Source organism: Modicisalibacter sp. MOD 31.J (assembly GCF_020147985.1).
Lineage (GTDB): Bacteria > Pseudomonadota > Gammaproteobacteria > Pseudomonadales > Halomonadaceae > Modicisalibacter > Modicisalibacter coralii.
In genome coordinates this window covers 1126484-1150582 of record NZ_JAGXFF010000001.1, presented here as the reverse complement: position 1 = coordinate 1150582, position 24099 = coordinate 1126484, and the positions used below count along the sequence as shown (strand labels likewise).

13 protein-coding genes are annotated in these 24099 nt (G+C 59.3%); 10 read left to right on the top strand and 3 right to left on the bottom strand.

The annotated features are described in order from the left end of the window. Positions 1 to 21: 21 nt before the first annotated feature. Positions 22 to 1059, bottom strand: coding sequence for a rod shape-determining protein (locus KGR00_RS05105; protein WP_129141880.1), 1038 nt, complete (start codon positions 1057 to 1059; stop codon positions 22 to 24). A gap of 193 nt (positions 1060 to 1252) precedes the next feature. Here KGR00_RS05105 and gatC point away from each other — a divergent pair, with 193 nt between their 5' ends. The 10 genes from gatC to KGR00_RS05050 all read left to right on the top strand — a co-directional run bounded on the left by gatC (position 1253) and on the right by KGR00_RS05050 (position 21910). Continuing rightward, positions 1253 to 1540 (top strand): Asp-tRNA(Asn)/Glu-tRNA(Gln) amidotransferase subunit GatC, encoded by a 288-nt coding sequence (gatC, locus tag KGR00_RS05100; protein WP_129141879.1) that lies wholly within the window; start codon positions 1253 to 1255, stop codon positions 1538 to 1540. Positions 1541 to 1586: 46 nt separating this feature from the next. Further along, complete coding sequence (gene gatA, locus KGR00_RS05095; protein ID WP_224417407.1) at positions 1587 to 3047, top strand: Asp-tRNA(Asn)/Glu-tRNA(Gln) amidotransferase subunit GatA; 1461 nt, start codon at positions 1587 to 1589, stop codon at positions 3045 to 3047. Beyond that, positions 3047 to 4498, top strand: coding sequence for an Asp-tRNA(Asn)/Glu-tRNA(Gln) amidotransferase subunit GatB (gene gatB, locus KGR00_RS05090; RefSeq protein WP_224417408.1), 1452 nt, complete (start codon positions 3047 to 3049; stop codon positions 4496 to 4498). The genes gatA and gatB overlap by 1 nt, the downstream gene beginning before the upstream one ends. A gap of 52 nt (positions 4499 to 4550) precedes the next feature. Continuing rightward, complete coding sequence (locus tag KGR00_RS05085; protein WP_224417409.1) at positions 4551 to 5102, top strand: cupin domain-containing protein; 552 nt, start codon at positions 4551 to 4553, stop codon at positions 5100 to 5102. A 199-nt stretch (positions 5103 to 5301) separates the two neighbouring features. Further along, entirely contained in the window at positions 5302 to 8370 is a 3069-nt protein-coding gene (locus KGR00_RS05080; RefSeq protein WP_224417410.1) for a DEAD/DEAH box helicase family protein, read from the top strand. Between the two features lie 10 nt (positions 8371 to 8380). Next, a complete protein-coding gene (locus KGR00_RS05075) occupies positions 8381 to 11236 on the top strand; it encodes a site-specific DNA-methyltransferase (protein ID WP_224417411.1) in 2856 nt (951 codons plus the stop codon). 18 nt (positions 11237 to 11254) lie between these two features. Continuing rightward, positions 11255 to 15049: an AAA family ATPase gene (locus tag KGR00_RS05070; protein WP_224417412.1), complete on the top strand. Its 3795-nt coding sequence runs from the start codon at positions 11255 to 11257 to the stop codon at positions 15047 to 15049. A gap of 8 nt (positions 15050 to 15057) precedes the next feature. After that, positions 15058 to 18171 carry an SNF2-related protein gene (locus tag KGR00_RS05065; protein WP_224417413.1) on the top strand — a complete coding sequence of 1038 codons (3114 nt, stop codon included), beginning with the start codon at positions 15058 to 15060 and terminating at the stop codon, positions 18169 to 18171. After that, positions 18171 to 19796, top strand: coding sequence for a hypothetical protein (locus KGR00_RS05060; RefSeq protein WP_224417414.1), 1626 nt, complete (start codon positions 18171 to 18173; stop codon positions 19794 to 19796). Before KGR00_RS05065 ends, KGR00_RS05060 begins: the two co-directional genes overlap by 1 nt. Before the next feature lie 41 nt (positions 19797 to 19837). Then, positions 19838 to 21910, top strand: coding sequence for a 3'-5' exonuclease (locus tag KGR00_RS05050; protein ID WP_239031349.1), 2073 nt, complete (start codon positions 19838 to 19840; stop codon positions 21908 to 21910). Positions 21911 to 21929: 19 nt separating this feature from the next. Here KGR00_RS05050 and KGR00_RS05045 read toward each other — a convergent pair whose 3' ends face one another. Next, positions 21930 to 23660: an endo-1,4-beta-xylanase gene (locus KGR00_RS05045; protein ID WP_224417416.1), complete on the bottom strand. Its 1731-nt coding sequence runs from the start codon at positions 23658 to 23660 to the stop codon at positions 21930 to 21932. Positions 23661 to 23814: 154 nt separating this feature from the next. Continuing rightward, positions 23815 to 24099: aldehyde dehydrogenase family protein (locus KGR00_RS05040; RefSeq protein WP_224424163.1), on the bottom strand; the 285-nt coding region annotated here is incomplete at its 5' end.

Below are 24099 nucleotides of genomic sequence, written 5' to 3'. Positions count from 1 at the left end.
CGCCGCGCCGGCGCCGTCCGTTCAATCGCTGGAGAGCAGCTCGAAGGTGTGCTGGTCGATCATTTCCAGCGCCTTGCCGCCACCGCGCGCCACGCAGGTCAGCGGATCCTCGGCGACGATCACCGGCAGGCCGGTCTCCTCGGCGATCAGCTTGTCGATGTCACGCAACAGGGCACCACCGCCGGTCAGCACCAGACCGCGCTCGGCGATGTCGGAGGCGAGTTCGGGGGGCGACTGCTCGAGGGCACTCTTGACCGCGGCAACGATCGACGCCAGCGGGTCCTGCAAGGCGTCGAGGATCTCGTGGGAGTTGAGGGTGAAGCTGCGCGGGATGCCCTCGGCCAGGTTACGACCGCGCACGTCGATCTCGCGCAGCTCGCCGCCGGGATAGGCGCAACCGATCTCTTCCTTGATGCGCTCGGCGGTGGCTTCACCGATCAGGCTGCCGTAGTGACGGCGCACATAGGCGATGATCGCCTCGTCGAAGCGGTCGCCGCCGACGCGGATCGACTCTGAATAGACCACGCCGTTGAGCGAGATGATGGCGATCTCGGAGGTGCCGCCGCCGACGTCGACGACCATCGAGCCCTGCGCCTCCTCGACCGGCAGGCCGGCGCCGATCGCCGCCGCCATGGGCTCCTCGATCAGGAATACCTCGCGGGCACCGGCGCCCTCGGCGGACTCCTTGATGGCGCGTCGCTCGACCTGAGTCGACATGCAGGGCACGCAGACCAGTACACGCGGGCTCGGGGTCAGGAAGGTACTCTGGTGAACCTTGCGGATGAAATGCTGGAGCATCTGCTCGGTGACGGTGAAGTCGGCGATCACGCCATCCTTCATCGGCCGAATCGCGGTGATGTTGCCCGGGGTGCGGCCCAGCATGCGCTTGGCGTCGACGCCCACGGCGGCCACGCTGCGCATGTTGCCCGACTGGCGAATCGCTACCACCGAGGGCTCGTCGAGAACGATGCCGCGACCGCGAACATAAATCAGTGTGTTGGCGGTCCCCAGATCGATCGACAGATCGCTGGAGAACAGCCCCCTCAAACGTTTAAACATGGAAGTCTTTCACCTAGTCCAGACCGGAACCCTGTGCGGACGCAAACGGTATCATCGCGGGGACAAGGCGGCAAGCAAGATGCCCGTCACACGGAGTTGTGGTACCGTTTCGCCTATTTCACGACACCCGTCGACCGTGGCCGCCCGTCCGCGGTCGACACGCATTGCCATCGCACTGAAGGAAGCCGACGTTATGGCGCTTGAACCCGAAGACGTACGGCGGGCCGCCCACCTCGCCCGCCTGGGGCTCGACGATCACGAGGCCGCAGGTTACGTGGACGACCTGAGCCGGATCCTGGAAATGGTCGACCGTCTCCAGGCCGTGGAAACCGACGGCGTCGCGCCGCTCGCCCATCCGCTGGACGCCACCCAGCGCCTGCGCGCCGACGAGGTCACCGAGACCGATCAGCGCGAGCGCTTCCAGCGCTGTGCGCCGGCCGTCGAGAACGGCCTCTATCTGGTACCCCGGGTCGTCGAGTAAACGACGCCCGCCCCGCCGGACCCGCTTTCCACGGAGCCAACGCCCCATGCACGACAAGACTCTCACCGAACTGGCCGCGGCACTGGCCGCCGGCGAGTTTTCCAGCCGTGAGCTGACCGAGGCGCTGCTCGCGCGCATCGACCGCCTCGACGGCGAACTCAACAGCTTTATCACCGTAACGGCAGACGCCGCGCTCGAGGCGGCAGACCGCGCCGACCAGGCCCGCGCCGCGGGCAATGCCGGCCCGCTCACCGGCCTGCCGCTGGCGCTCAAGGACATCTTCTGCACCCAGGGCGTACGCACCAGCTGCGGCTCGCGGATGCTCGACAACTTCGTCTCGCCCTACGACGCCAGCGTGGTCGAGAAGCTCGCCGCCGCCGGCAGCGTGAGCCTCGGCAAGACCAACATGGACGAGTTCGCCATGGGCTCGTCCAACGAGAACAGCTACTACGGCCCGGTCAAGAACCCCTGGGATCTCGCCGCGGTGCCCGGCGGCAGTTCCGGCGGCAGTGCCGCGGCGGTCGCCGCCGGGCTGGTCCCCGCGGCGCTGGGCACCGACACCGGCGGCTCGATCCGCCAGCCGGCCGCCTTCTGCGGCATCACCGGGCTCAAGCCCACCTATGGCCGCGTCTCGCGCTACGGCATGGTCGCCTATGCCTCGAGCCTCGACCAGGCCGGCCCCATGGCGCGCAGCGCCGAGGACTGCGCCCTGCTGCTCGGCGCCATCGCCGGTCACGACCTGCGCGACTCCACCAGCGTGGCGCGCGGCGTGCCCGATTACCGCGAGACCCTCGAGGCCTCGTTGTCGGGGCTCAAGATCGGCCTGCCCAAGGAGTATTTCGGCGACGGCCTGTCACCCGCCGTGGAGAGCGCGGTGCGCGAGGCGATCCGCGTCTACGAGTCGCTGGGCGCCAGCGTGCGCGAGGTCAGCCTGCCGCACACCGATCTGGCGATTCCCGCCTATTACGTGATCGCCCCGGCCGAGGCGTCCTCCAACCTGTCGCGTTTCGATGGCGTGCGCTTCGGCCATCGCTGCGAAAACCCCACCGACCTGATCGACCTCTACAAGCGCTCCCGCGCCGAGGGCTTCGGCGAGGAGGTCAAGCGGCGCATCCTGATCGGCACCCATACGCTGTCGGAAGGCTTCTTCGACGCCTACTACAAGAAGGCCCAGCAGGTCCGCCGCCTGATCCGCCAGGACTTCATCGACGCCTTCGAGGACGTCGACGTGCTGATGGGTCCGGCCTCGCCGACGCCCGCCTTCGATCTGGGCGCCAAGTCCGACCCGGTGGCCATGTATCTGCAGGACGTCTACACCATCGCCATCAACCTGGCGGGCATTCCCGGCCTCAGCGTGCCGGCCGGCTTCGCGAACGGCCGCCCGGTCGGCCTGCAGATCCTCGGCCCGCACTTCGCCGAGGCGCGGCTGCTCAACGTCGCCCACCGCTTCCAGCAGTCCACCGACTGGCACCGCCGCCAGCCCGCTTTCGGTAAGGAGAACGCCTGATGCAATGGGAAGCCGTGATCGGGCTGGAGGTCCACGTCCAGCTCGCCACCCAGTCGAAGATCTTCTCCGGGGCCTCCACCGCCTTCGGCGCCGAGCCCAACACCCAGGCCTGCGCCGTCGACCTGGGCCTGCCGGGCGTGCTGCCGGTGCTCAACGAGGGCGCCGTGGCGATGGCCGTCAAGTTCGGCCTGGGCATCGATGCCGAGATCCCCGAGACCTCGATCTTCGATCGCAAGAACTACTTCTACCCCGACCTGCCCAAGGGCTATCAGACCAGCCAGATGTATCAGCCGATCGTCGGCCCGGGTGAGGTCGAGATCACCCTCGACGACGGCAGCGCCAAGCGCATTCGCGTGCACCACGCCCACCTCGAGGAAGACGCCGGCAAGTCGCTGCACGAGGACTACCACAGCATGACCGGCATCGATCTCAACCGCGCCGGCACGCCGCTTCTGGAGATCGTCTCCGAGCCCGACATGCGCTCCGCCAAGGAGGCCGCCGCCTATCTCAAGGCGATCCACGCCATCGTCACCTACCTGGGCATCTCGGACGGCAACATGGCCGAGGGCTCGATGCGCTGCGACGTCAACGTCTCGGTGCGCCCCCGGGGCCAGGCATCGCTGGGCACCCGCGCCGAGGTCAAGAACGTCAACTCCTTCCGTTTCGTGGAGCGCGCGATCGCCTTCGAGATCGAACGCCAGGTCGAACTGCTCGAGGACGGCGGCAGCGTGATCCAGGAGACCCGGCTGTACGACCCGGAGAACGACGAGACCCGCAGCATGCGCACCAAGGAGGAGGCCAACGACTATCGTTACTTCCCCTGCCCCGACCTGCTGCCGGTGGTGCTCGACCAGGCCTACGTCGACCATCTGCGCGCCAGCCTGCCGGAACTGCCCAGCGAGAAGCGCGCACGCTTCCAGAACGAGCTGGGCCTGTCGGCCTACGACGCCAGCGTGCTGTCGTCGAGCCGGGCCATGGCCGAGTACTTCGAGGCGGTCAAGGACGCCGGCGGCGATGCCAAGCTGGCCGCCAACTGGGTCCAGGTCGAGCTCGCCGGCCGCCTCAACAAGGAAGGTCTCGACATCGCCGACAGCCCGGTCTCGGCCGCCCAGCTCGGTGGCCTGGTGGCCCGCGTCAAGGACGAGACCATCAACGGCAAGGCGGCCAAGAAGGTCTTCGCCGCGCTGTGGGACGGCGAGGGCGACACCGCCGACGCGATCATCGACGCCCAGGGGCTCCGGCAGGTCACCGACAGCGGCGCCATCGAGGCGATGGTCGATCAGGTGATCGCCGACAGCCCCGTGCAGGTCGCCCAGTACCGCGAAGCCGATCCGGACAAGCGCGGCAAGATGATCGGCTACTTCGTCGGTCAGGTGATGAAGGCCTCGCGCGGCACCGCCAACCCGCAGCAGGTCAACGCACTGCTCAAGGACAAGCTCGACAACGCATGATGACGGTGGCCGGCGGGCAACCGCCGGCCGCCTCGCCACAAGGACCCTTCGGATGTCAGATGATGTCGGCCCACGCCTGCGCGCCCTGCGTACCCTGCGCGGCATTTCCCAGCGCGAGCTGGCCAAGCGCTGCGGCGTCACCCATTCCAGCCTGTCGCTGATCGAACAGGGCAAGGTCAGTCCGTCGGTGAGTTCGCTGAAGAAGATACTCGACGCCATTCCCATCAGCGTCGGCGACTTCTTCACGCTGGACATGGACAATCGCGATCAGGTCTTCTATTCACCCGAGGACCTGACCGACATCGGCAGCGGCGACGTGGTCTACAAGCTGGTCGGCGCCAATCATCAGACGCGCGCCCTGTCGTTCATGATCGAGACCTACCCCGGCGGCGCCGACACCGGACGCGAGATGATCGCCCACCAGGGCGAGGAGGCCGGAGTGATCCTCGAGGGCGAGATCGAGATCACCATCGGCATCGAGACCCGCACCCTGGGCCCCGGCGAGGCTTATTACTTCAACACCAGCATCCCCCACCGCTTCCGTAATCCCGGCAAGCGCGAATGTCGACTGGTGAGCTGCTGCACCCCGGCCAAGACGTTCTGAAGTCACTGAAATAACGACTAATTGACAAAGCTAAAGCAAATTAGCATTTTCGGCGACAGTACCTAATTGCTCTGTTACGCTAGCTAACAAAAGGGCCATCCATAGGTGGCTCTATATGTTCGTGCAGGGATGTCTGCCTACTCCACACAATGAGTCAATGCCATCCTTCGCCTTCAATACAGGATGCAGGTAAGGGAACATGGAACCATTCTTTGAGCGGCCCATCCTCAACTCCCCCTATGAGTATCCCGGCCGCCACTGGGAGCTGGACAACCAAGGTCAGCCCACCCAGAAAATCCTCGAGAAGCGTCGCAGAGCGGAGTTTATTACTCCCATTCCAAAGCCCAAAAAGCGCAAGGGTGGCGGCAAGCAGGCCACCATGGCCTTCGACGAAGGCATGGGGCTATCAAACGACGACCAGCAGTACGATCATACAGCTGTCATAAATGCCGTGCGTGAGGAGGTGGATAAATGGCGACGCCTCCCTAACCCCAACGATTGGCGCGTAACCCCCGAAACTGCTCGGCTGCTTCAGCACTGGCGTCACCATGATTTCGCAGGCATCCGCCCCTTCTTCTGTCAGGTAGAAGCGGTGGAGACAGCCATATGGCTCACTGAAGTTGCCCCGCAAATCGGCAAGAACGGTGCACGTTTCCTAGAGCACCTAGCCAACGCTAACAACGAGGCCAACCCCGAGCTGATGCGCTTGGCGCTCAAGCTCGCCACAGGTGCCGGCAAGACCACCGTCATGGCCATGCTGATTGCCTGGCAGACCCTGAATGCCGTTCGCAGACCCAATAGCAGGAAGTTTACCCGGGGCTTCCTCCTAGTTGCCCCCGGCATCACCATCCGTGACCGTCTCCGCGTTCTGATGCCCAATGACCCTGACAGCTATTACAAGAGCCGCGAGCTGGTACCCAGCGATATGATGGAGGATCTAGGCAAGGCCAAGATCGTCATCACCAACTACCACGCCTTCAAGCCTCGTGAACGTATAGAGCTTTCCAAGGGTGGACGTCTCCTGTTGCAAGGCCGAGGTGGAGATGAGCTAAATACCACCGAAACCGAAGGCCAGATGCTCCAGCGCGTCATGCCCGAGCTGATGGGTCTAAAAAACATTCTCGTCATTAACGACGAAGCCCACCATTGCTACCGCGAAAAGCCGGGGGATGCAGAGGAGGAAGCCCTAAAGGGCGAAGAGAAGAAGGAAGCCGAGCAGAACAAGGAAGCCGCGCGACTTTGGATTAGTGGGCTTGAAGCAGTCAATCGCAAGCTGGGCGTGGCGCGTGTGTTTGACCTTTCTGCTACACCCTTCTTCCTCAGCGGCTCTGGCTACGTGGAAGGCACCCTCTTCCCCTGGACCATGAGCGATTTCTCGCTGATGGACGCCATTGAATGCGGCATTGTCAAACTACCCCGCGTTCCCGTTGCCGAGAATATCCCCGGCAATGAAATGCCCATGTTCCGCGAACTGTGGAAGCACATCGGAAAAAAGATGCCCAAGAAAGGCCGTGGGCAGAATAAGACACTCGATCCCCTCAGCCTCCCTGTGGAACTGCAGACCGCACTACAGGCTCTCTACGGCCACTACGAGAAGACCTGGCAACTCTGGCAGAAGGCCGGCATTAAAGTACCACCCTGTTTCATTGTGGTCTGCAACAACACCGCCACCTCCAAGCTGGTCTACGACTACATCTCCGGTTTCATCCGCGAGAACGAGGATGGCAGTTCCAACGTCGAGAATGGTCGCCTGGAGCTGTTCCGCAACTTCGACGAGCATGGCAATCCGCTCCCTCGCCCCAACACTCTGCTGATCGATAGCGAGCAGCTGGAATCTGGCGAGGCGCTAGACAAGAACTTCCGCACACTGGCCGCCGATGAAATCGAACGCTTCAAGCGCGAGGCGCTCGAGCGCGGCGGGACCTTGGCAAACGATCTTCGTGCCGGCAAGGAGATCGATGATGCAACACTGCTGCGCGAGGTCATGAACACGGTCGGCAAATCAGGTCAGCTCGGTGAGTCAATCCGCTGCGTGGTCTCCGTGTCCATGCTCACCGAAGGCTGGGACGCCAACACCGTCACCCACGTGCTGGGCGTGCGTGCCTTCGGTACTCAATTGCTCTGTGAACAGGTTATCGGTCGCGCCCTTCGTCGTCAGTCCTACGAACTGAATGAAGAGGGCCAGTTTAATGTTGAGTATGCCGACGTGCTCGGTATCCCCTTTGACTTTACCGCCAAGCCGGTAATCGCCCCGCCGCAGCTACCGAGGGAAACGGTGCAGGTCAAGGCCGTGCTACCGGAGCGAGAGACACTGGAGATTACTTTTCCGCGGGTGGCGGGCTATCGAGTGGAACTGCCTGAGGAGCGGCTCACCGCGCGCTTCAACGATGACTCGGTGTTCGAGCTCACCCCGGCCATCGTCGGCCCGTCCATCACTAAAAATTCCGGCATCATAGGCGAGGCGGTAGACCTCAGCCTCGAGCATATCCGCGACATGCGCCGCTCCTCACTGCTCTTCCACCTCACCCAGCGTCTGCTCTACACCAAGTGGCGGGACCCCGGCGAGGAGCCCAAACTGCACCTGTTCGGCCAGCTCAAGCGCATCACCCGGCAGTGGCTGGATACCTGCCTGGTCTGCAAGGGCGACACCTACCCCGGCCTGCTGATGTACCAGGCCCTGGCCGATATCGCCTGCAATCGCATCACCGCCGCTATCACCAAGGCTGGTGAACAAGATAAACGCCCCATCAAGGCGGTGCTCGACCCCTACAACCCCACCGGCTCCACGGTGCATGTCAACTTCACCACCTCCAAGACCGAGCGTTACGAGACCGATAGCCGCCGCTGCCAGCTCAACTGGGTAGTCCTCGACAGCGACTGGGAAGCCGAGTTCTGTCGCGTCGCCGAGGCCCACCCTCAGGTGCTGGCCTACGTAAAGAACCATAACCTCGGATTCGACGTACCCTACCGCTACGCCTCGGAAACCCGTACCTACCGCCCCGACTTCATCGTGCAGGTCGACGACGGCCACGACGATCCGCTGAACCTCATCGTCGAGATCAAGGGCTACCGCGGCGAGGATGCCAAGGAGAAGAAGACCACTATGGACACCTACTGGGTGCCGGGGGTGAACCATCTAGGCAGCTACGGCCGATGGGCCTTCGCCGAATTCACCGATGTGTTCCAGATGCAAGACGACTTCGCCAGCAAGGTCGAGTCCGAGTTTAACCACATGATCAGCCGCGTGACCGCCGAGCCGGCAGCGTAAGGGATTTACCATGGCTAGAAAGACGCAATCCACGACCCCCAAGTCCGTCGAGTCTCTCACCCACGACGAGGCCACGCGCCGCAACATCCCCACCGCCGAATACCAGTCGGTGATGCGCAAGGACGACCAGGTCCCGGTCCCGGTCAGCTACCCGCGTGGCAACGGCGAGCTGCGCGAGGAAAAGGAGAACCGCAACCCCGATCTGGATCCGCAGCTGGTCTGGCGTGGCAAGGACCAGCAGGACTGGTCCGATCTGGTGGTGCATGCCCCGCCGCTCTATATCCAGGAGAAGGTGCACCCCAAGGTATTGATCGACGACCTGCGCAAGCGTAGCGAAGCCGATCAACAGGCAGGCGACGAACAGGCCGACCTCTTCGCCGATTTCAATGGCGTGGGCAACGAAGCTGCCAAGACCGAGTTCTATCAGCATGATGCCCACTGGACCAATCGCATGATCTTAGGCGACAGCCTGCAGGTGATGGCCAGCCTCGCCGAGCGCGAGGGCTTGCGCGGCAAGGTGCAGTGCATATATCTCGATCCGCCCTACGGCATCAAATTCAACTCCAACTTCCAGTGGTCCACGACCAGCCGCGACGTAATAGATGGGAGTGCCGCCCATATCACCCGTGAGCCGGAAATGGTCAAGGCGTTTCGCGACACCTGGCGGGATGGCATAAACACCTACCTGAGCTATCTACGGGACCGACTGACCGTTGCACGGGACCTTTTGACCGACTCCGGCTCGATCTTTGTACAGATTGGGGATGAAAATGTTCATAGAGTCAGAGCTGTCATGGATGAGGTTTTCGGCGAGCAAAACTTTTGCTCGCTAATAGCAGTTCAAAAAACAAGTGGGTCCACAACAAAAACACTACCAACCACACATGACTATATTGTTTTCTACGCAAAAAACATCGAAAACCTGAAATACAGAAAGTCTTATGAGAAAACCACTCCAGGTGAGAGTGGTGCAAAAGAATATAAACGCGTCGAACTAGATGACGGACGAATCTTACCAATAAGCAATTTCATAAAAAACGGGAAACTGGAGCTACCCAATAATGCAAAACTACTAACCACGGACAGCATTGTTTCCAAAGGCGGCAATGACCCAGATATTGAAGTTTTTTCACGCGGCATAAAATACACACTTTCCTGCAAACCAAACCGTCATTGGAAAACGCAAGTAGACGGTATAAAACGACTCTGGAGTATCGGGCGACTACTACAGCAGTCTGGCCTAAGAATTTACAAGAGATACTACGACGATTTTCCTTATCGAGAGCGATCTCATGTCTGGAATGACACACGTGGTGAGGATGATCCGACGTATGTAGTTCAAACACATACAAAAATTGTAGAACGCTGCCTTTTAATGGCAACAGATCCAGGCGATCTTGTGCTCGACCCTACTTGTGGTTCCGGCACCACTGCCACCGTTGCTGAACAGTGGGGCCGGCGCTGGATCACCATCGATACCTCTCGCGTAGCCCTGGCCTTGGCTCGTGCACGCATCATGGGAGCGCGCTACCCCTACTACCTGCTGGCCGACAGCCGCGACGGCCAACTGAAAGAGGCGGAAATCACACGCAGCGCACCTTCGAGCCAGTCCACCCGAGGCCATATCGGACATGGCTTCGTCTATCAGCGAGCGCCCCATATCACCCTAAAGGATATCGCCAGCAACACCGAGATCGATGTTATTTGGGAAAGCTTTCAGAAAGCCCTGGAACCGCTGCGCGAGCGACTCAACGACGCCGTGGCGGCCAACTGGGAGGAGTGGGAAATTCCCCGGCAGGCGGATGAGGAGTGGCCGGAAGAGGCCAAGAAGATTCACGCCCGCTGGTGGGAACAGCGTATCGCCCGCCAGCAGGAGATCGACGCCTCCATCGCCGCCAAGGCCGACCAGGAGTTCCTCTACGACAAGCCCTACGAGGACAAGAAGAAGGTCCGCGTCGCCGGCCCCTTCACCGTGGAGAGTCTCTCCCCCCATCGGGTACTGGGCGTGGACGAGAACGACGAGCTGATCGACCCGGTCGTTGCCGAGAGCGAAGGTGACTACGCGGAAGAGCGCGACTTCGTGAAGATCATCCTGGAGAACCTCAAGACCGCCGGGGTCCAGCAGGCCCATAAGGAAGACAGGATCTCCTTCACTTCCCTCACCCCCTGGCCGGGCGACCTGGTCTGCGCCGAAGGACGTTACGTCGAGGGAGACGAGGAAGAAGCCGACAAGGAGAAACGCGCCGCCATCTTTATCGGTCCCGAATTCGGCACCGTCTCCCGCCCGGACCTGGTGGCCGCCGCCCGCGAAGCAGGCGATGCGGACTTCGACGTGCTGATCGCCTGCGCCTTCAACTATGACGCCCACTCCAGCGAGTTCGAGAAACTCGGTCGCATCCCGGTACTCAAGGCACGGATGAATGCCGACCTGCACATGGCCGACGACCTCAAGAACACCGGCAAGGGCAACCTCTTCGTCATCTTCGGCGAGCCGGACATCGATATCCTCGATGCCACCGAGCATGACGGTGAGCCGGGGCAGATTCAGGTCAAGGTCAACGGGGTCGACGTCTTCCACCCCAACACCGGCGAGGTCCGCTCCGATGGCGCCGAGGGCATCGCCTGCTGGTTCATCGACACCGACTACAACGAGGAGAGCTTCTTCGTCCGCCAGGCCTACTTCCTCGGTGCCAACGACCCCTACAAGTCGCTGAAGACCACCCTCAAGGCGGAGATCGACGAGGACGCCTGGGCGACACTCCACAGCGATACCTCGCGCCCCTTCGCCAGGCCGAAGGCGGGCCGCATCGCGGTGAAGGTGATCAACCACCTCGGCGATGAGGTGATGAAGGTGTTCCGGGTATAAGCACAAGGAGACGACGACATGATAGAAGGCGCAAGGAGGCTCCCCGTCCACCACCTGACCATCCGCGTGCCCTGGCACGACACCGGCTGGCAGGGCACCTTCTGCCGCAACCCCTGTGGCAATACCAGCTGCACCATCCTGCCCCGCATCGCCACTGGGCGTGACGACCACCATGAAACCGAGCATGCCGGCGAGAGCCTCGAGGGGCTGGAGCGTGACCAGTTTCCCCCCTGCGTGGATGAGCACGGCACCATCATGGCGCCCTTTCCGCAGTCGATGCTCAAGCACCATCCCTATGCCAGGACGTCGGAAACCACACACGGTCACTTCGCCCCGACGCCCTACACCATTCCGCCCTACTCGGCCGCCGCGATTCCCTTCCACTGGATGCTCAAGGTGCAGGCGGAGGGGAACGACCGCACCGGGATCGCCAGCCGGACGGAGGCCCTGCGGCTTGGCTATGAGGGCGAAAGGGAGCCGGAACTTGGCTTTCCCACCAGCTGGGCACAGGAAGGCACCAATCAGCGAATCCTGCTGGATACCTTCTTCAGCGCGGCCAGACCCGAGCAGTCTCTGGTGTTCTTCTACGCCAAGCGCACCCCCCTGGCGGAAGACCCTCGCCGCGTCATCGTCGGCGTGGGCCGGGTGAAGAGCGTGGGCGCACCCAAGGAGTATCGCTATACGGGAGAGTCCCGCCCAACGGACCGTATCACCGGCTATCTCTGGGAGCGCAACATCACGCACTCCATCCGACCGGATGGCAGCGATGGCTTTCTGCTGCCGTACCAGGAGCTGCTGGCACTGGCGGAGCAGGATGACACCATCAACCTGATGGTCTGCGCCGCCTTCGCCCCTGACGAGTACTTCGAGAAGTACTCCTTCGGCAGCGAGCTCCTCCCACAGGATGGCGCCATCGCTTCCCTGCTGGCCCTCGAGAAGGCCATCAAGGCCATGCGTCACCTCCTGGAGGCCCCCTGGGACGACTACCTGCAGTGGATCGACCGAGAGCTGAACCGACTCTGGCAGGTGCGTGGCGCCTTTCCGGGCCTGGGGGCCGCTCTGCATGCCTTCGGTTTCCCCAACGGCAACCTGCTGGCCTGGCACCTGCTGGGCGACAGCGAACGACCGGTCGACCCCTGGCCGCTGCTCGGCGAGGCCCTGAGTCACCCCGACAGCCTGCCGGACTACCTGAGCGAGGGGATCGGCAAGACCCAGCGCCAGAAGTGGGAAAAGCTGCCGAACGAACGCCGTGATCTGCTGATGCTGCTGGCACGCTTCAACCTGACCAACGATCAGGCGCTGCGCTGGTATCAGGCCACCGAGCGTGAATCCGCCGGGATCGGGCTGTCGGACAAGGAGATACTGGCTAACCCCTATCTCGTCTACGAACAGGACCGCCTGCAGGAAGACCCCATCGCCTTCTCGGTCATCGATCGCGGGCTCTTTCCGCCCGAGACGCTGCGCCAGGCATTCCCGATACCGGAACCCAGCCGGGTACACGAGGCCATCGACGAACGGCGAGTGCGTGCCCTCATGATCCATGTGCTGGAGGAAGCCGCCAGCGACGGCCATACCCTGCTGCCCGCCAGCTGGCTGATCAGGCGTGTACGTCAGCAGCCGATGAAGCCTGACTGCCCGCTGGATGCCGATACCCTGGCGGTCGTCGAGGAGTGTCTCACGCCGGAGATCGCCGGCACCGCCATGGCGGAAGAGCCGGCCTACCAACTGCGGCGATTCACAGAGACCTCGCAACTGATCAGAAGCGTGATCAACAAGCGCCGCAAGGGTACCCCCAATAGCGGCGAGCATGACTGGCTGGGACTGGTCAACCGGGCCATTGACGGAGATGAGCTGGCAGCGGCGCTCGACGATGACGACAAGCAAGCTAGGATGGAGAAAGCCGCCGCCCTGGAGCAGATCTATCGGTCCCGCGTATCGGTACTGCTGGGCTCTGCCGGTACCGGCAAGAGCACCCTGCTGAAGGCCCTCTGCGCCATCGAATCAGTCACTCAGGAAGGCGTGCTGCTGCTGGCACCTACTGGCAAGGCGCGTGTGAGGCTCGAGCAGGCCAGTGGGATGGCCGGCGAGGGCAGGACCATCGCCCAGTTTCTCAATGGCCTGAACCGCTACGATGGCAAGACCGGGCGCTACTACATCAACAAATCGGCACCAAAGTCCTCGGTGCATAGGACCGTCGTGATCGATGAGTGCTCGATGCTGACCGAGGAGCAGCTGGCGGCCCTCCTCGATGCCACACAGGGCGTGGCTAGGCTGATCCTGGTCGGCGACCCTCGGCAGCTTCCCCCTATCGGTGCCGGCCGCCCCTATGTGGATATCGTGGAACACCTGAAGCCGGATAATGTCGAGAGCCTCTTCCCTCGGGTGGCACCGGGTTATGCCGAACTCACCATAACGATGCGACAGCAGGGCCATGCGGAAAACGTACGCACCGACCTACTCCTGGCCAATGCCTTCAGCGGTCGCCCCCTGGATGCCGGTGCCGATGAGGTGTGGCACACCCTCGCAGGTGGCGAGTCACCCTACGTGAAACTGGTGCGCTGGAACGAGCCGGATCAGCTGCAGGCGAGGCTGCTAGAAGAGATGGTGACAGAGCTGGATGAACTCGACTCCATCAATGATCAAATCGGGTTCGAGGAGTCCATCGGCGGTGTTTGCTCGGACTTCAATGGCCAGACCAACGTCTTCTTCAACAACCGCTACAAGGATCGCCCGGGGGCAGCAGAGAAGGCCGAAGCATGGCAGATCCTGTCCCCGGTTCGGCAAAGCCAGGTCGGGGTGCTCGCCCTCAACAGAGCCATACAGCAACAGTTCCGCAAGGCTTTCATCGAAAAAGCAAGTACCACCGGGTACAAGCGTGTTATTCCCAGCCCTGCAGGCCCGGAAGGCATCATCTACGGTGACAAGGTCATCAACATCCAGAACAACAAGAACCGCCATGTCTTCCCTGCAAAGGATGACAAGTACGTAGCCAATGGAGACATCGGCATCGTTGTGGGACACAGAAAAACAAGAACAAGAAACAAATTCCCGAGAGACCTTGAAGTCGAACTCTCCAGTCAACTCGGCTTTACATACCACTATAAGCCATGGGAGTTCGATGGTCAGGAAAAGTCGTCACCACTGGAACTCGCCTACGCGCTGACCATACACAAGACCCAGGGCAGCGAATTCGGCACGACCTTCCTGGTCATCCCCAACCCCTGCCGCCTCCTGTCGCGCGAGATGCTCTATACGGCGTTGACTCGCCATCGAGAGAGGGTAGTCATTCTACACCAGGGCGATTTCAGAGACCTGCACAGGTTCAGCCATAGTCAGGCATCAGAAATCTATCGCCGAATGACCAACCTGTTCTCAACGTCAAAGCCAGTTGAAGTCAGGATCGGAAACCGATCCATGTTTCTCGACGACAACTTGGTCTACCGGACAGAGCAGGGAGAACTGGTTCGCTCCAAGTCGGAATGGATCATTGCCGACAAGCTACACCGTGCAGGCATTGACTATCAGTATGAGCAGCCGTTGATGCTCAACGGTGTTGAGCGCTTTCCCGACTTCACCATCAAGGACGACGACAGCGGCACAGCATGGTTCTGGGAACATAATGGCATGATGCATAACCACGAGTATCGTCAACGCTGGGAACGCAAGCTTGAGGCCTACCGACAACAGGGCATACTCCCGTTTTCAGAGGGCGGTGGTGAAAATGGCATCCTGCTTGTGACGGAAGAAAATCAAGGCAAGGGGCTCAGCGCAGAGGAAATCGAAGCCAACATTCAGCGCATGCTGAACGGATGATGGATGCCATGACAGTTCAACAACACGAAGCCTTGAGCCAGGCTGGCACAAAGGTCCGGATGAAGTACGACCCAAGCCAGATAGGCGAATGTACAGGTAAGGCCGATGACGACGACGGTGACTTCCTGGTACAGGTCAGTTTCAATGGAAAACGTCCGGACTGGTTTCTTGCAGATCAACTTGAGCTGTTAGAGGAAGAAGTCGAAGATGACATCACCCGCATAAGAACGGGGAGAACCGATACGATTGACACCTTGAAGCGCGCCTTTGCCCGGATACAGCTGGGCGGGAAGATGTCTGAAATCTTCTATAGCATGGACACGACCCATACGGAGTTCATGCCCCACCAGTTCAAGCCTGTCCTGGCCATGCTGGACTCCCCTTCTCAGGGCCTATTGATTGCCGATGAGGTTGGCCTGGGCAAGACCATTGAGGCAGGTCTGATCTGGACAGAACTAAGATTCCGAAAGCAGGCACGGCGCCTACTGGTGGTCTGCCCCGCCATGCTGACAGAAAAATGGCAATACGAGTTGCGCTACCGTTTTGGCACGGCGGGGACAATTACTGACGCCGCAGGGTTATTGAAGATCCTCGAGCATCCGGATCAGGTGACGGTGGACAACCAATGCATCATCTGCAGCCTGCAGGGAATACGCCCACCAAGCGAATGGGAAAAAGCGGAGACCTCGTCACCCGCAGCACGCCTTGCACGCCGCTTGAATGAGTTGTCAATAGAAGACCCTGTCTTCGATATGACCATTATCGATGAGGCGCACTACCTGAGGAACCCGGAGACGGCTTCTGCCACGCTCGGTAACTTGTTAAGAAGGGTGTCTGACCACATCGCCCTGCTGACCGCCACCCCGGTCAATACCAGCAATCGTGACCTGCATAGCCTGGTCAAGCTCGCAGACCCCGACCAATTCCAGTTTGCGGAGCAGTTCCAATCGATACTGGAAGCCAACCGACCACTGGTCAAGGCGTCCAATGCCCTAAAGCTACAAGCCTCGACATATGGCAACGTGCTGGAACACCTTGCTGATGCACAACAACACTGGGTGCTGAAGAGAAGTGAGCAGTTGCAGGAACTGATCCAAGAGCTGGAAGGGTATGACCTGTCAACGACGCCCAACTCTTCACAGCGTATCAGGCTCAGGGAACGCGTCGAACGATTGAACCTGCTGAGCCACATCATCACGCGGACTCGCAAGCGTGAGGTGATGGTCAACCGCGCCACCCGGGAGGCTAAGCATCTCCCGGTGCCGATGAGCCCAGAGGAACAGTCGGCCTATGATATCGCGACCGAAGCGATTGCACGATACGCCGAAGAGAACGATTCTCCCGAAGGTTTTCTCTTGGCCATGCCTCAGCGCCAGATGTCCAGTTGCATCTATGCCGCGGTCGATCACTGGCTCAATAAAAGTGGACTCGTCGAGGGAGATGATGGCCAGTTCTATGAGGACACGGGGGAAGATGGCAGGGGTCTTCTGGAATCATCATCTCGCCTGATCGGATATATCGGCCGTCATATTGCCGGGAAAGTTGACCTGAGCGCTCTTCGGAGCAGCGACTCTAAATATTCAAGACTCAACGCGGCATTGTCCGAGTTCCTGAAGCGACATCCTGATGAAAAGGTCATTGTATTCAGCTACTTCAAAAAAACACTGAGCTATCTGAACTCACGCCTGAAGGAGGATAGCATCCGCTCTATCATCGTACAGGGCGGCCAGGACAAGAAAGCCATCATTGATGAGTTCAGGAACAGCAACACACAACAGGTCCTGCTGTCTTCGGAAGTGGCATCCGAAGGTGTCGATCTCCAATTCATGAGATTTATCATAAACTATGACCTTCCATGGAATCCCATGAAAGTCGAGCAGAGAATAGGCCGAGTAGACAGAATCGGACAGAAATCACCCAAGATCAACATTCTCAGTTTTGTTTACAAGGGCACCATTGACGACAAGATATTGAGTCGCCTGTTCGATCGTCTCAACCTCTTTGAAAATTCACTTGGTGGCGCAGAAGACATTCTCGGTGACAGTATTTCGGTGATGAGCAAGAGATTGCTATCTGGAAAACTGACCCCCGCGCAGCAACAAGCCCAGATTGAACAGACAGCAGATGCCATAGAACAGCGGCGTCGAGATGAGGAAATCGTCGACGAAAGCTCATCCAGCCTTGTTGCGCTGGGTGATTACATTCAGTCTCAGGTAACCGAGGCACATAATTCCAACAGAAAGATATCAGACGAAGATCTGATCGAGTACATCACAGACTTTCTTGACAGACATGCTCCTGGGCACACAATAAACAACTTGGCAAAGGACCATCAGTTCACGATAAAGCTCCCTCCCAATATCGCCGTTGATTTTGGTGATTTCACGAGAAAGGAAAAACTAACACCATCAAGGCTGTCAATCGGCCATGAACAAACCTTTATCATCAACAACCAAGTGGCAAGTGGGGGCAAGCAAAAGCACGAGATTATCAACCAATTCCACCCTTTCATAAAATACATCAGCCTGAAGTCCCTGCAGGAGGAACCACATACTCCGCTACTCGCACTTAAAGTGAATGCATCGAATATTCCTGTGCTAGAAACAGGAGAAGTCTATGCCTTCAAGGTAGAAAACTGGTCTTTCTCAGGCAGCAAGGAAGAGGATTTCCTACGCTCGTCATTCGTCAACTGCAACACGCTGAATGAAGTTTCAAGAAATGATGCAAGTGAAATCATGGGTTGCATTCGCTCTCATGCTTCAGACTGGCTGGAAGCCCCAACCCAACTGGGTTCCGATGAAAAAATAAGGCAAAGCATCGATACTGTTGAGAAGCTTCTGGCTCGCAAGTACAGAAAGGAACTCAAGGAAAAGCAGTCTGAAAACAACGATCGGATAAGGATACAAGAAGAGTCGGTAAGAAAAAGCCATGAAAAAAAGCGATCGCAACTTGAGCAGGCAATCAACAACAACATTGGAAATTCTCGTTATATAAAAATGACACGGGGTCGACTCAAGTCGCTGAAAAATCAAACAGAAATGCTACTGGAAAAAATAAATAAAAAGAAAAAAATCAAAGACTCCAGGGAGCCTGTCGCAGTCGGGATACTGAAGGTGGAATGATGCACAAGAACAAACCAACACTCGGAAGTCAATTTTCAGAGGTCTTTGACACCCTTAAGGCCAAGTTTGACCACCCCCAGTCTTCAAGTCAAAAAAACAAAAATGCAAAACCTAAAAAAGAACAGAGAGATAGGCAATCGCGACGGAAAAACATCAAGCATGAAGCAGCTGTAAAAAGCAAACCTCGGAACAAGGGAAAAAAAAGATACGTTGAGGTCAAAAAAGTTGACACTAGGTGCTACGATAACCCAGGAAAGGTTGCTAGATCACGCAACGACGTCTCCCCACCTGCAGAGACTCCTCCTCTCCATGAGATTTCTGCCGACGTAGAGCACCTAGATATACGCCTTCCCACTGCTAATGCCATAGCCTCCCCCTCCATTGACCCTAACATCGACATGACAGCGAGTGATGGAGAACCAGCCGTCATCGGACTTGATTTTGGCACTGCCTTCACCAAGGCCGTCATACATTGGAGAAACCGCCACTACATCGTTGACTGGAAAGAAATAATCGATAGCGAAGATCCCTACCTTCTTCCATCCTCCTTCAGTGAGCATGATTCAGGCATCGTCTTGCTTGGTGACGTCAGTGAGGTAGGCTGGACATCGAGGAAAGGATTAAAGATATCAATTATCGAGAATACAGACGACAACTTTTCTTCCGATGTTGAAGCAACCATTTTCATCTCATTGGTTACACGGCATATTCGTGGATGGGCAGAAAGAACCTTCAAGGACATGGGGGCTACAACGCTTCGCTGGAGACTCCATCTCGGTCTACCTGCGTCACCGTTCCAGAGTGAGAAGATCCAGGAAAGGCTATACAGAATAGCGAAGAATGCTTGGTCAGCAAGCTTTTATCAGGGGCAGATCTCGCGCGCTGTCGTCACGAAGATTTATAGCCATTCTTCACGACAACACACAATACCTATCAAGGTAGTCCCGGAGTTCCTAGCCCAGCTCCATCCTTACCTGAAATCCTCACAAAGTCAGGAAGGCTTGCATGGGCTCATAGACATAGGAGCAGGCACGATAGACTTTGTCTTATTCAATATTTTCAGAGTCGAGGATTCTGACAGGATCCCTATCTTCGGCGACAATGTTGCCCCATTAGGGTCTCACTATCTTATTGCCACACTCAGTGGCCGAGCAGGTCAGTCCCTCCAATGGGAGGATTCTGACGCTTCCAAAGCTTTCTCCTTTTTTTCCGAACGAACGGAAGAAATTAGAGAACAAGTTTCAAAAAGAGCATCTATTTTCAAGGAGCACCTTAAGAAGGGGTTAAGCAAGGCACTAAAAAGCACCCATCAGCTGTACCCCAACGCACCAGTCTGGAAAAAACAAAACGAATTCCCCTTCTTTCTTTGTGGCGGTGGTTCCCACATATCCTTTTACAAGACATCAATAAAAGACAGAAAGTCCTTGAGCATATCCTATAAGAAAATACCGTTGCCAAAAAATGTCGTTGGCGATATCAAGGCAGCATCATTTCACAGATATTCAGTAGCTTATGGCCTAAGCATTTTACCTAGAAACTTGGCCGCCATTACACCTACGCGTGACATAGAGTATATCATGCCTCCTGACCCCGTCGAAATTGAAGACCGAGATGCCAACAGGTGATGTTTGAGGATAGATATCAAAGGGTTTTAAAAGGTCAAAAAATGAAATTTCTTATATCTGAAACATTCACCAGCAGCCTAGCACGCCTCACAGGTGAGGAACAGAAATCCGTCAAGACAACGGCATTCGACCTCCAGATGAACCCTGCCAACCCTCGCATGAAATTCCATAAGCTTGACAAGGCCAGAGACAAGCATTTCTGGTCCGTCAGAGTCAGCCGTGACATCAGGTTGATTGTCCACAAGAGCCACGACAGTCTGCTCCTTTGCTATGTGGACCATCATGATAAGGCGTACCGTTGGGCCGAAAGCAGAAAACTCGAGGTACACCCAAGAACCGGGGCGGCCCAGATTGTACAGGTCAGAGAAACGGTACAGGAAATTAGGGTACCTGAATACATACAACCAGAGTCACACCACTCCTCCAAGCCCAAACTGTTCGAGGGTATTGCTGAAGATACACTGCTGAGCTATGGCATACCCACCGACTGGCTCGATGACGTTCGTCAGGCAGATGAAGACTCGCTTTTGGACCTAGCAGAACACCTTCCTGCCGAGGCAGCCGAGGCTCTTCTTGAGCTGGCGACAGGTGGCACACCTGAGCCAGCAGAGCAACAGTCTGGTACAAGCCCCTTCGATCATCCCGATTCACAGCGGCGTTTTAGGATAATGACCGATGTCGAGGAGCTGGCGCGTGCACTGGATGCGCCCTGGGAGAAGTGGAGCATCTTTCTCCACCCGGAGCAGCGGCAATGGGTAGAGCGTGACTACAACGGCCCGGCCAGGATTTCCGGCTCCGCCGGCACCGGCAAGACAGTGGTCGCCTTACATCGTGCCGTGTATCTTGCTAAGTCTAACCCCAATGCCCGTATCTTACTGGCAACCTTCTCCGATTCGTTAGCCAAAATGCTCGAGGCCAAGCTGATCCTATTGATCGGCAAACAGCCGCGCCTGGGTGAGCGCATCGATGTCTACTCGATGAATGCCCTCGGTCAGCGATTGTATGAACTGCGACATGGTCCGATGCGGCTCGCCAGTGGCGAGGTGGTCGAGACCCTACTGAACGAAGCGGCTCAGGCACAGCAAGAGCATGCCTTCTCGGCAAGATTCTTACGCTCCGAGTGGGAAGACATCGTCGATGCCTGGCAGCTGGATTCTTGGGAAGCCTATCGCGATATTCGACGCCTTGGCAGGAGAACACGCCTACCCGAGGTTCAGCGTGCAACCCTTTGGTCTATTTTCGACAGGGTTCGAGAGGGACTGAAACAACGCGGACTGATCACTCACGCCGGCCTGTTCAGTACTTTGGCCACCGCCATCCAAAAGCGCACTACCCCACCCTATGACTTCGCGATTATCGACGAGGCGCAGGATATCCGGGTGCCGCAGCTGCGGTTCCTGGCGGCGCTAGGAAGTAACCGGTTGAATAGCCTGTTCTTTGCCGGTGACTTGGGTCAACGCATCTTCCAGCAGCCGTTCTCATGGAAGACTCTAGGCGTGAATATCCAGGGACGCTCGCGTACCCTGCGTATCAACTATCGCACTTCGCACCAGATCCGCTGTCAGGCCGATTTGCTGTTGGACCCAGAGATCACCGATGTGGACGGCAACAGCGAAGAGCGCAGCGGCACCATCTCCGTATTCAACGGCCCCATTCCGACCATCCAGACGTTCGATAGCCAGAATGATGAGACTAGAGGGGTAGCAAACTGGTTACGGCATTGCCAAGCCGAAGGTGTAAGTGCCAGCGAGATGGCAGTGTTGGTGCGCTCGGAAGCGGAACTAGAACGTGCTTGCGACGCCGTAACGCTGGCAGAGCTTCCCTACCATAAACTTGATGAGCACATGCTTGCAGCAGAGGCCAAGGTCACAATCAGCACCATGCATCTCGCCAAGGGCCTGGAGTTCCGCGCCGTCGCAGTGATGGCCTGTGATGACGAGATTCTACCGGCGCAGGAGCGGATAGAATCAGTATCTGACAGTGCTGACTTGGAAGAGGTTTATAATACTGAGCGTCACTTGCTCTACGTGGCCTGTACGCGAGCCAGAGACTATCTACTGGTGACCAGCGGCGATGTGGCATCGGAGTTTATGGAGGATCTCGTACCTCATTAGGAACTGCCGGATCCACTAGTCAGCGGGCCAGCGCGGCCTGCAACGCCCGGTAGGCGGGCTTGGGCTGCAGCTCGGGATCGAAGATCAGCCCGTTGCCCAGCCCATCGGCGTCCCACCACTCCTGCAGCGACGAGTAGCGATCGGTAAACCCCCAGGTGGAAAACGCCGTGAAGGCGGGGATGTCGCGCGCCAGCTCGAGCATCGAACGATAGTAGTCCGCCTGGGCGCGAAGTCGTTCGGGCGAATCGTCGTCGTGCAGATTGACGTCCATCTCCGAGATACGCACCGCGAGCCCCAGATCGATGAAGCGCTGCACGTTGTCGCGAAAGGCCGCGGCCGTGACCGGGTCGTAATCGTCGGTCATGTCCTCGTGGAGCTGGAAGCCGATGCCATCCAGCGGCACGCCCCGCGCCAGCAGAGATCGGGCCAGCCGATACAGTGCGTCCGACTTGGCATTACGCGACTCGCAGGCAAACTCGTTGATGTAGAGTTTCGCGTCGGGATCGGCGCGATGCGCCGCACGCAGGGCGAAGGCGATGTAGTCGGCGCCCATCGCCCGATACCAGGGCGAGTCGCGACGCAGGTCGGGGCCAAACGGCTCGAGGGGTTCGTTGATCACGTCCCAGGAGGCGACGCGGCCCTTGTAACGCCCCACCACGGTGGCGATATGGCCGGCGAGAATCTCGCGAATCTGCCCGTCACTGTAATCACCGCGGGTCAGCCAGCGCGGCAGCGCCTCGCCCCAGGCCAGGGTGTGCCCGTGCACCGCCATGTGGTTGCGTTCGGCGAAATCGACGATGGCGTCGGCCTCGGCGAAGGCGTAGCGGTCGGGGCGCGGGTGAACGAACTGGAACTTCATGGCGTTCTCGGGGGTGACCATGCTGTACTGGCGGGCCAGCACTCGCGCATAGTTCGGGTCACTGACCAGCGGGATCGCCGCCACCGCAGTACCGATCGCCAGATGCGGCACGTTGCGAGCGGCCAGGGCGCGCAACGAATCCGCAGGCGGCGAGACACGCGGCAGCGGCGAGTCGTCCACGCTGACGTCGGCGCTCGCCGTCAGCGGCTGTGCCGAGAGCCCGGTCAGCCAGAAGTCCTCGCCCACGTCGCCATGGGCACCGAACAGCACCCGGCCCGAGTCGAACAGCCCCGGATCGTCGACCCTTGCCACCGTTCGGCCGTCGACATCGACCACGAGCTGCCGGCCGACCCTCGACAGGGTCACACGTGCCTTTTCCCCCACTGCCACCGGATACTCGTGATGACGCGAGCGGCCGATGCCGTCCTGCAGCTCCACGCGCAGCCGATCCTTGCTCAACGCCAGGGTCACCGCCTCGCCCTCCTGACGCCACTCGTCCTGGATCAGCGGCGGGCGACCGTAGAGCGTAAGATAGGCGCTCGCGCCAGCCGGCAATCGCACTCGGGCGGACACCGCAAAATCGCCGGTGACCTGCAGCGCCGGGCCACGCAGGTTGATGGGCGGATTGTCGATCACCGGCTCGTCGGGTTCGTCCGCCGGCGGCACGATGCCCCACCCCAACCCGTCGATCCGCACGCCCGCCACGCTCGGCGTCGCGCCGTCGAGATGCGACCAGTCGTATTGCAGCAGATCGATGCCCCCCGAGGCAGCGCCACGCGACGCCGCAGCGTCCGGCCCGGCAGCGTCCGCCGCACCCCAGGCGCACAGCGCCATCCCGGCCAGGGTCGTCAGCCACCCGAACCGCCCCGATAACGTCCTGCTCCCGCCCATGGCTGACTCCTCCGGCCCATCGATCCCACGATACTAACCGCGACGGCCGGGGCGGCGTGTCTGAAAAGCCCCATCAAAAAACCGGCCCCCGGTAACGATTCCGGCGGCCGGCCAGCATGAGACGTCTCGCACCCGACGCTCGGCGGCGAGGCAATCACGGGGCGGGCGTCAGCGACAGCCACACCGTCTTGAGCTCGGAGTACTCCTCCAGCGAGTGGTGCGACTTGTCGCGGCCGTTGCCCGACTGCTTGACGCCGCCGAACGGCACCGTCTGGTCCATCCCCGCCCAGTTGTTGACGAACACCTGCCCCGACTCGAGGCGCCGCGACACCCGCATGATGCGGTCGATGTCCTGGCTCCAGACCCCGGCCGCCAGGCCGTACTCGCTGTCGTTGGCCAGCCGCACGGCCTCTTCCTCGCTGTCGAAGCCGAACACCGC

Bases quoted from the DNA above. Each gene is read 5' to 3' on its own strand.
- KGR00_RS05105 (WP_129141880.1), bottom strand. From the start codon at position 1,059: ATGTTTAAACGTTTGAGGGGGCTGTTCTCCAGCGATCTGTCGATCGAT.
- KGR00_RS05045 (WP_224417416.1), bottom strand. From the start codon at position 23,660: ATGGGCGGGAGCAGGACGTTATCGGGGCGGTTCGGGTGGCTGACGACC.
- KGR00_RS05080 (WP_224417410.1), top strand. From the start codon at position 5,302: ATGGAACCATTCTTTGAGCGGCCCATCCTCAACTCCCCCTATGAGTAT.
- gatA (WP_224417407.1), top strand. From the start codon at position 1,587: ATGCACGACAAGACTCTCACCGAACTGGCCGCGGCACTGGCCGCCGGC.
- KGR00_RS05065 (WP_224417413.1), top strand. From the start codon at position 15,058: ATGACAGTTCAACAACACGAAGCCTTGAGCCAGGCTGGCACAAAGGTC.
- KGR00_RS05060 (WP_224417414.1), top strand. From the start codon at position 18,171: ATGCACAAGAACAAACCAACACTCGGAAGTCAATTTTCAGAGGTCTTT.
- KGR00_RS05085 (WP_224417409.1), top strand. From the start codon at position 4,551: ATGTCAGATGATGTCGGCCCACGCCTGCGCGCCCTGCGTACCCTGCGC.
- KGR00_RS05075 (WP_224417411.1), top strand. From the start codon at position 8,381: ATGGCTAGAAAGACGCAATCCACGACCCCCAAGTCCGTCGAGTCTCTC.
- KGR00_RS05070 (WP_224417412.1), top strand. From the start codon at position 11,255: ATGATAGAAGGCGCAAGGAGGCTCCCCGTCCACCACCTGACCATCCGC.
- KGR00_RS05050 (WP_239031349.1), top strand. From the start codon at position 19,838: ATGAAATTTCTTATATCTGAAACATTCACCAGCAGCCTAGCACGCCTC.
- gatB (WP_224417408.1), top strand. From the start codon at position 3,047: ATGCAATGGGAAGCCGTGATCGGGCTGGAGGTCCACGTCCAGCTCGCC.
- gatC (WP_129141879.1), top strand. From the start codon at position 1,253: ATGGCGCTTGAACCCGAAGACGTACGGCGGGCCGCCCACCTCGCCCGC.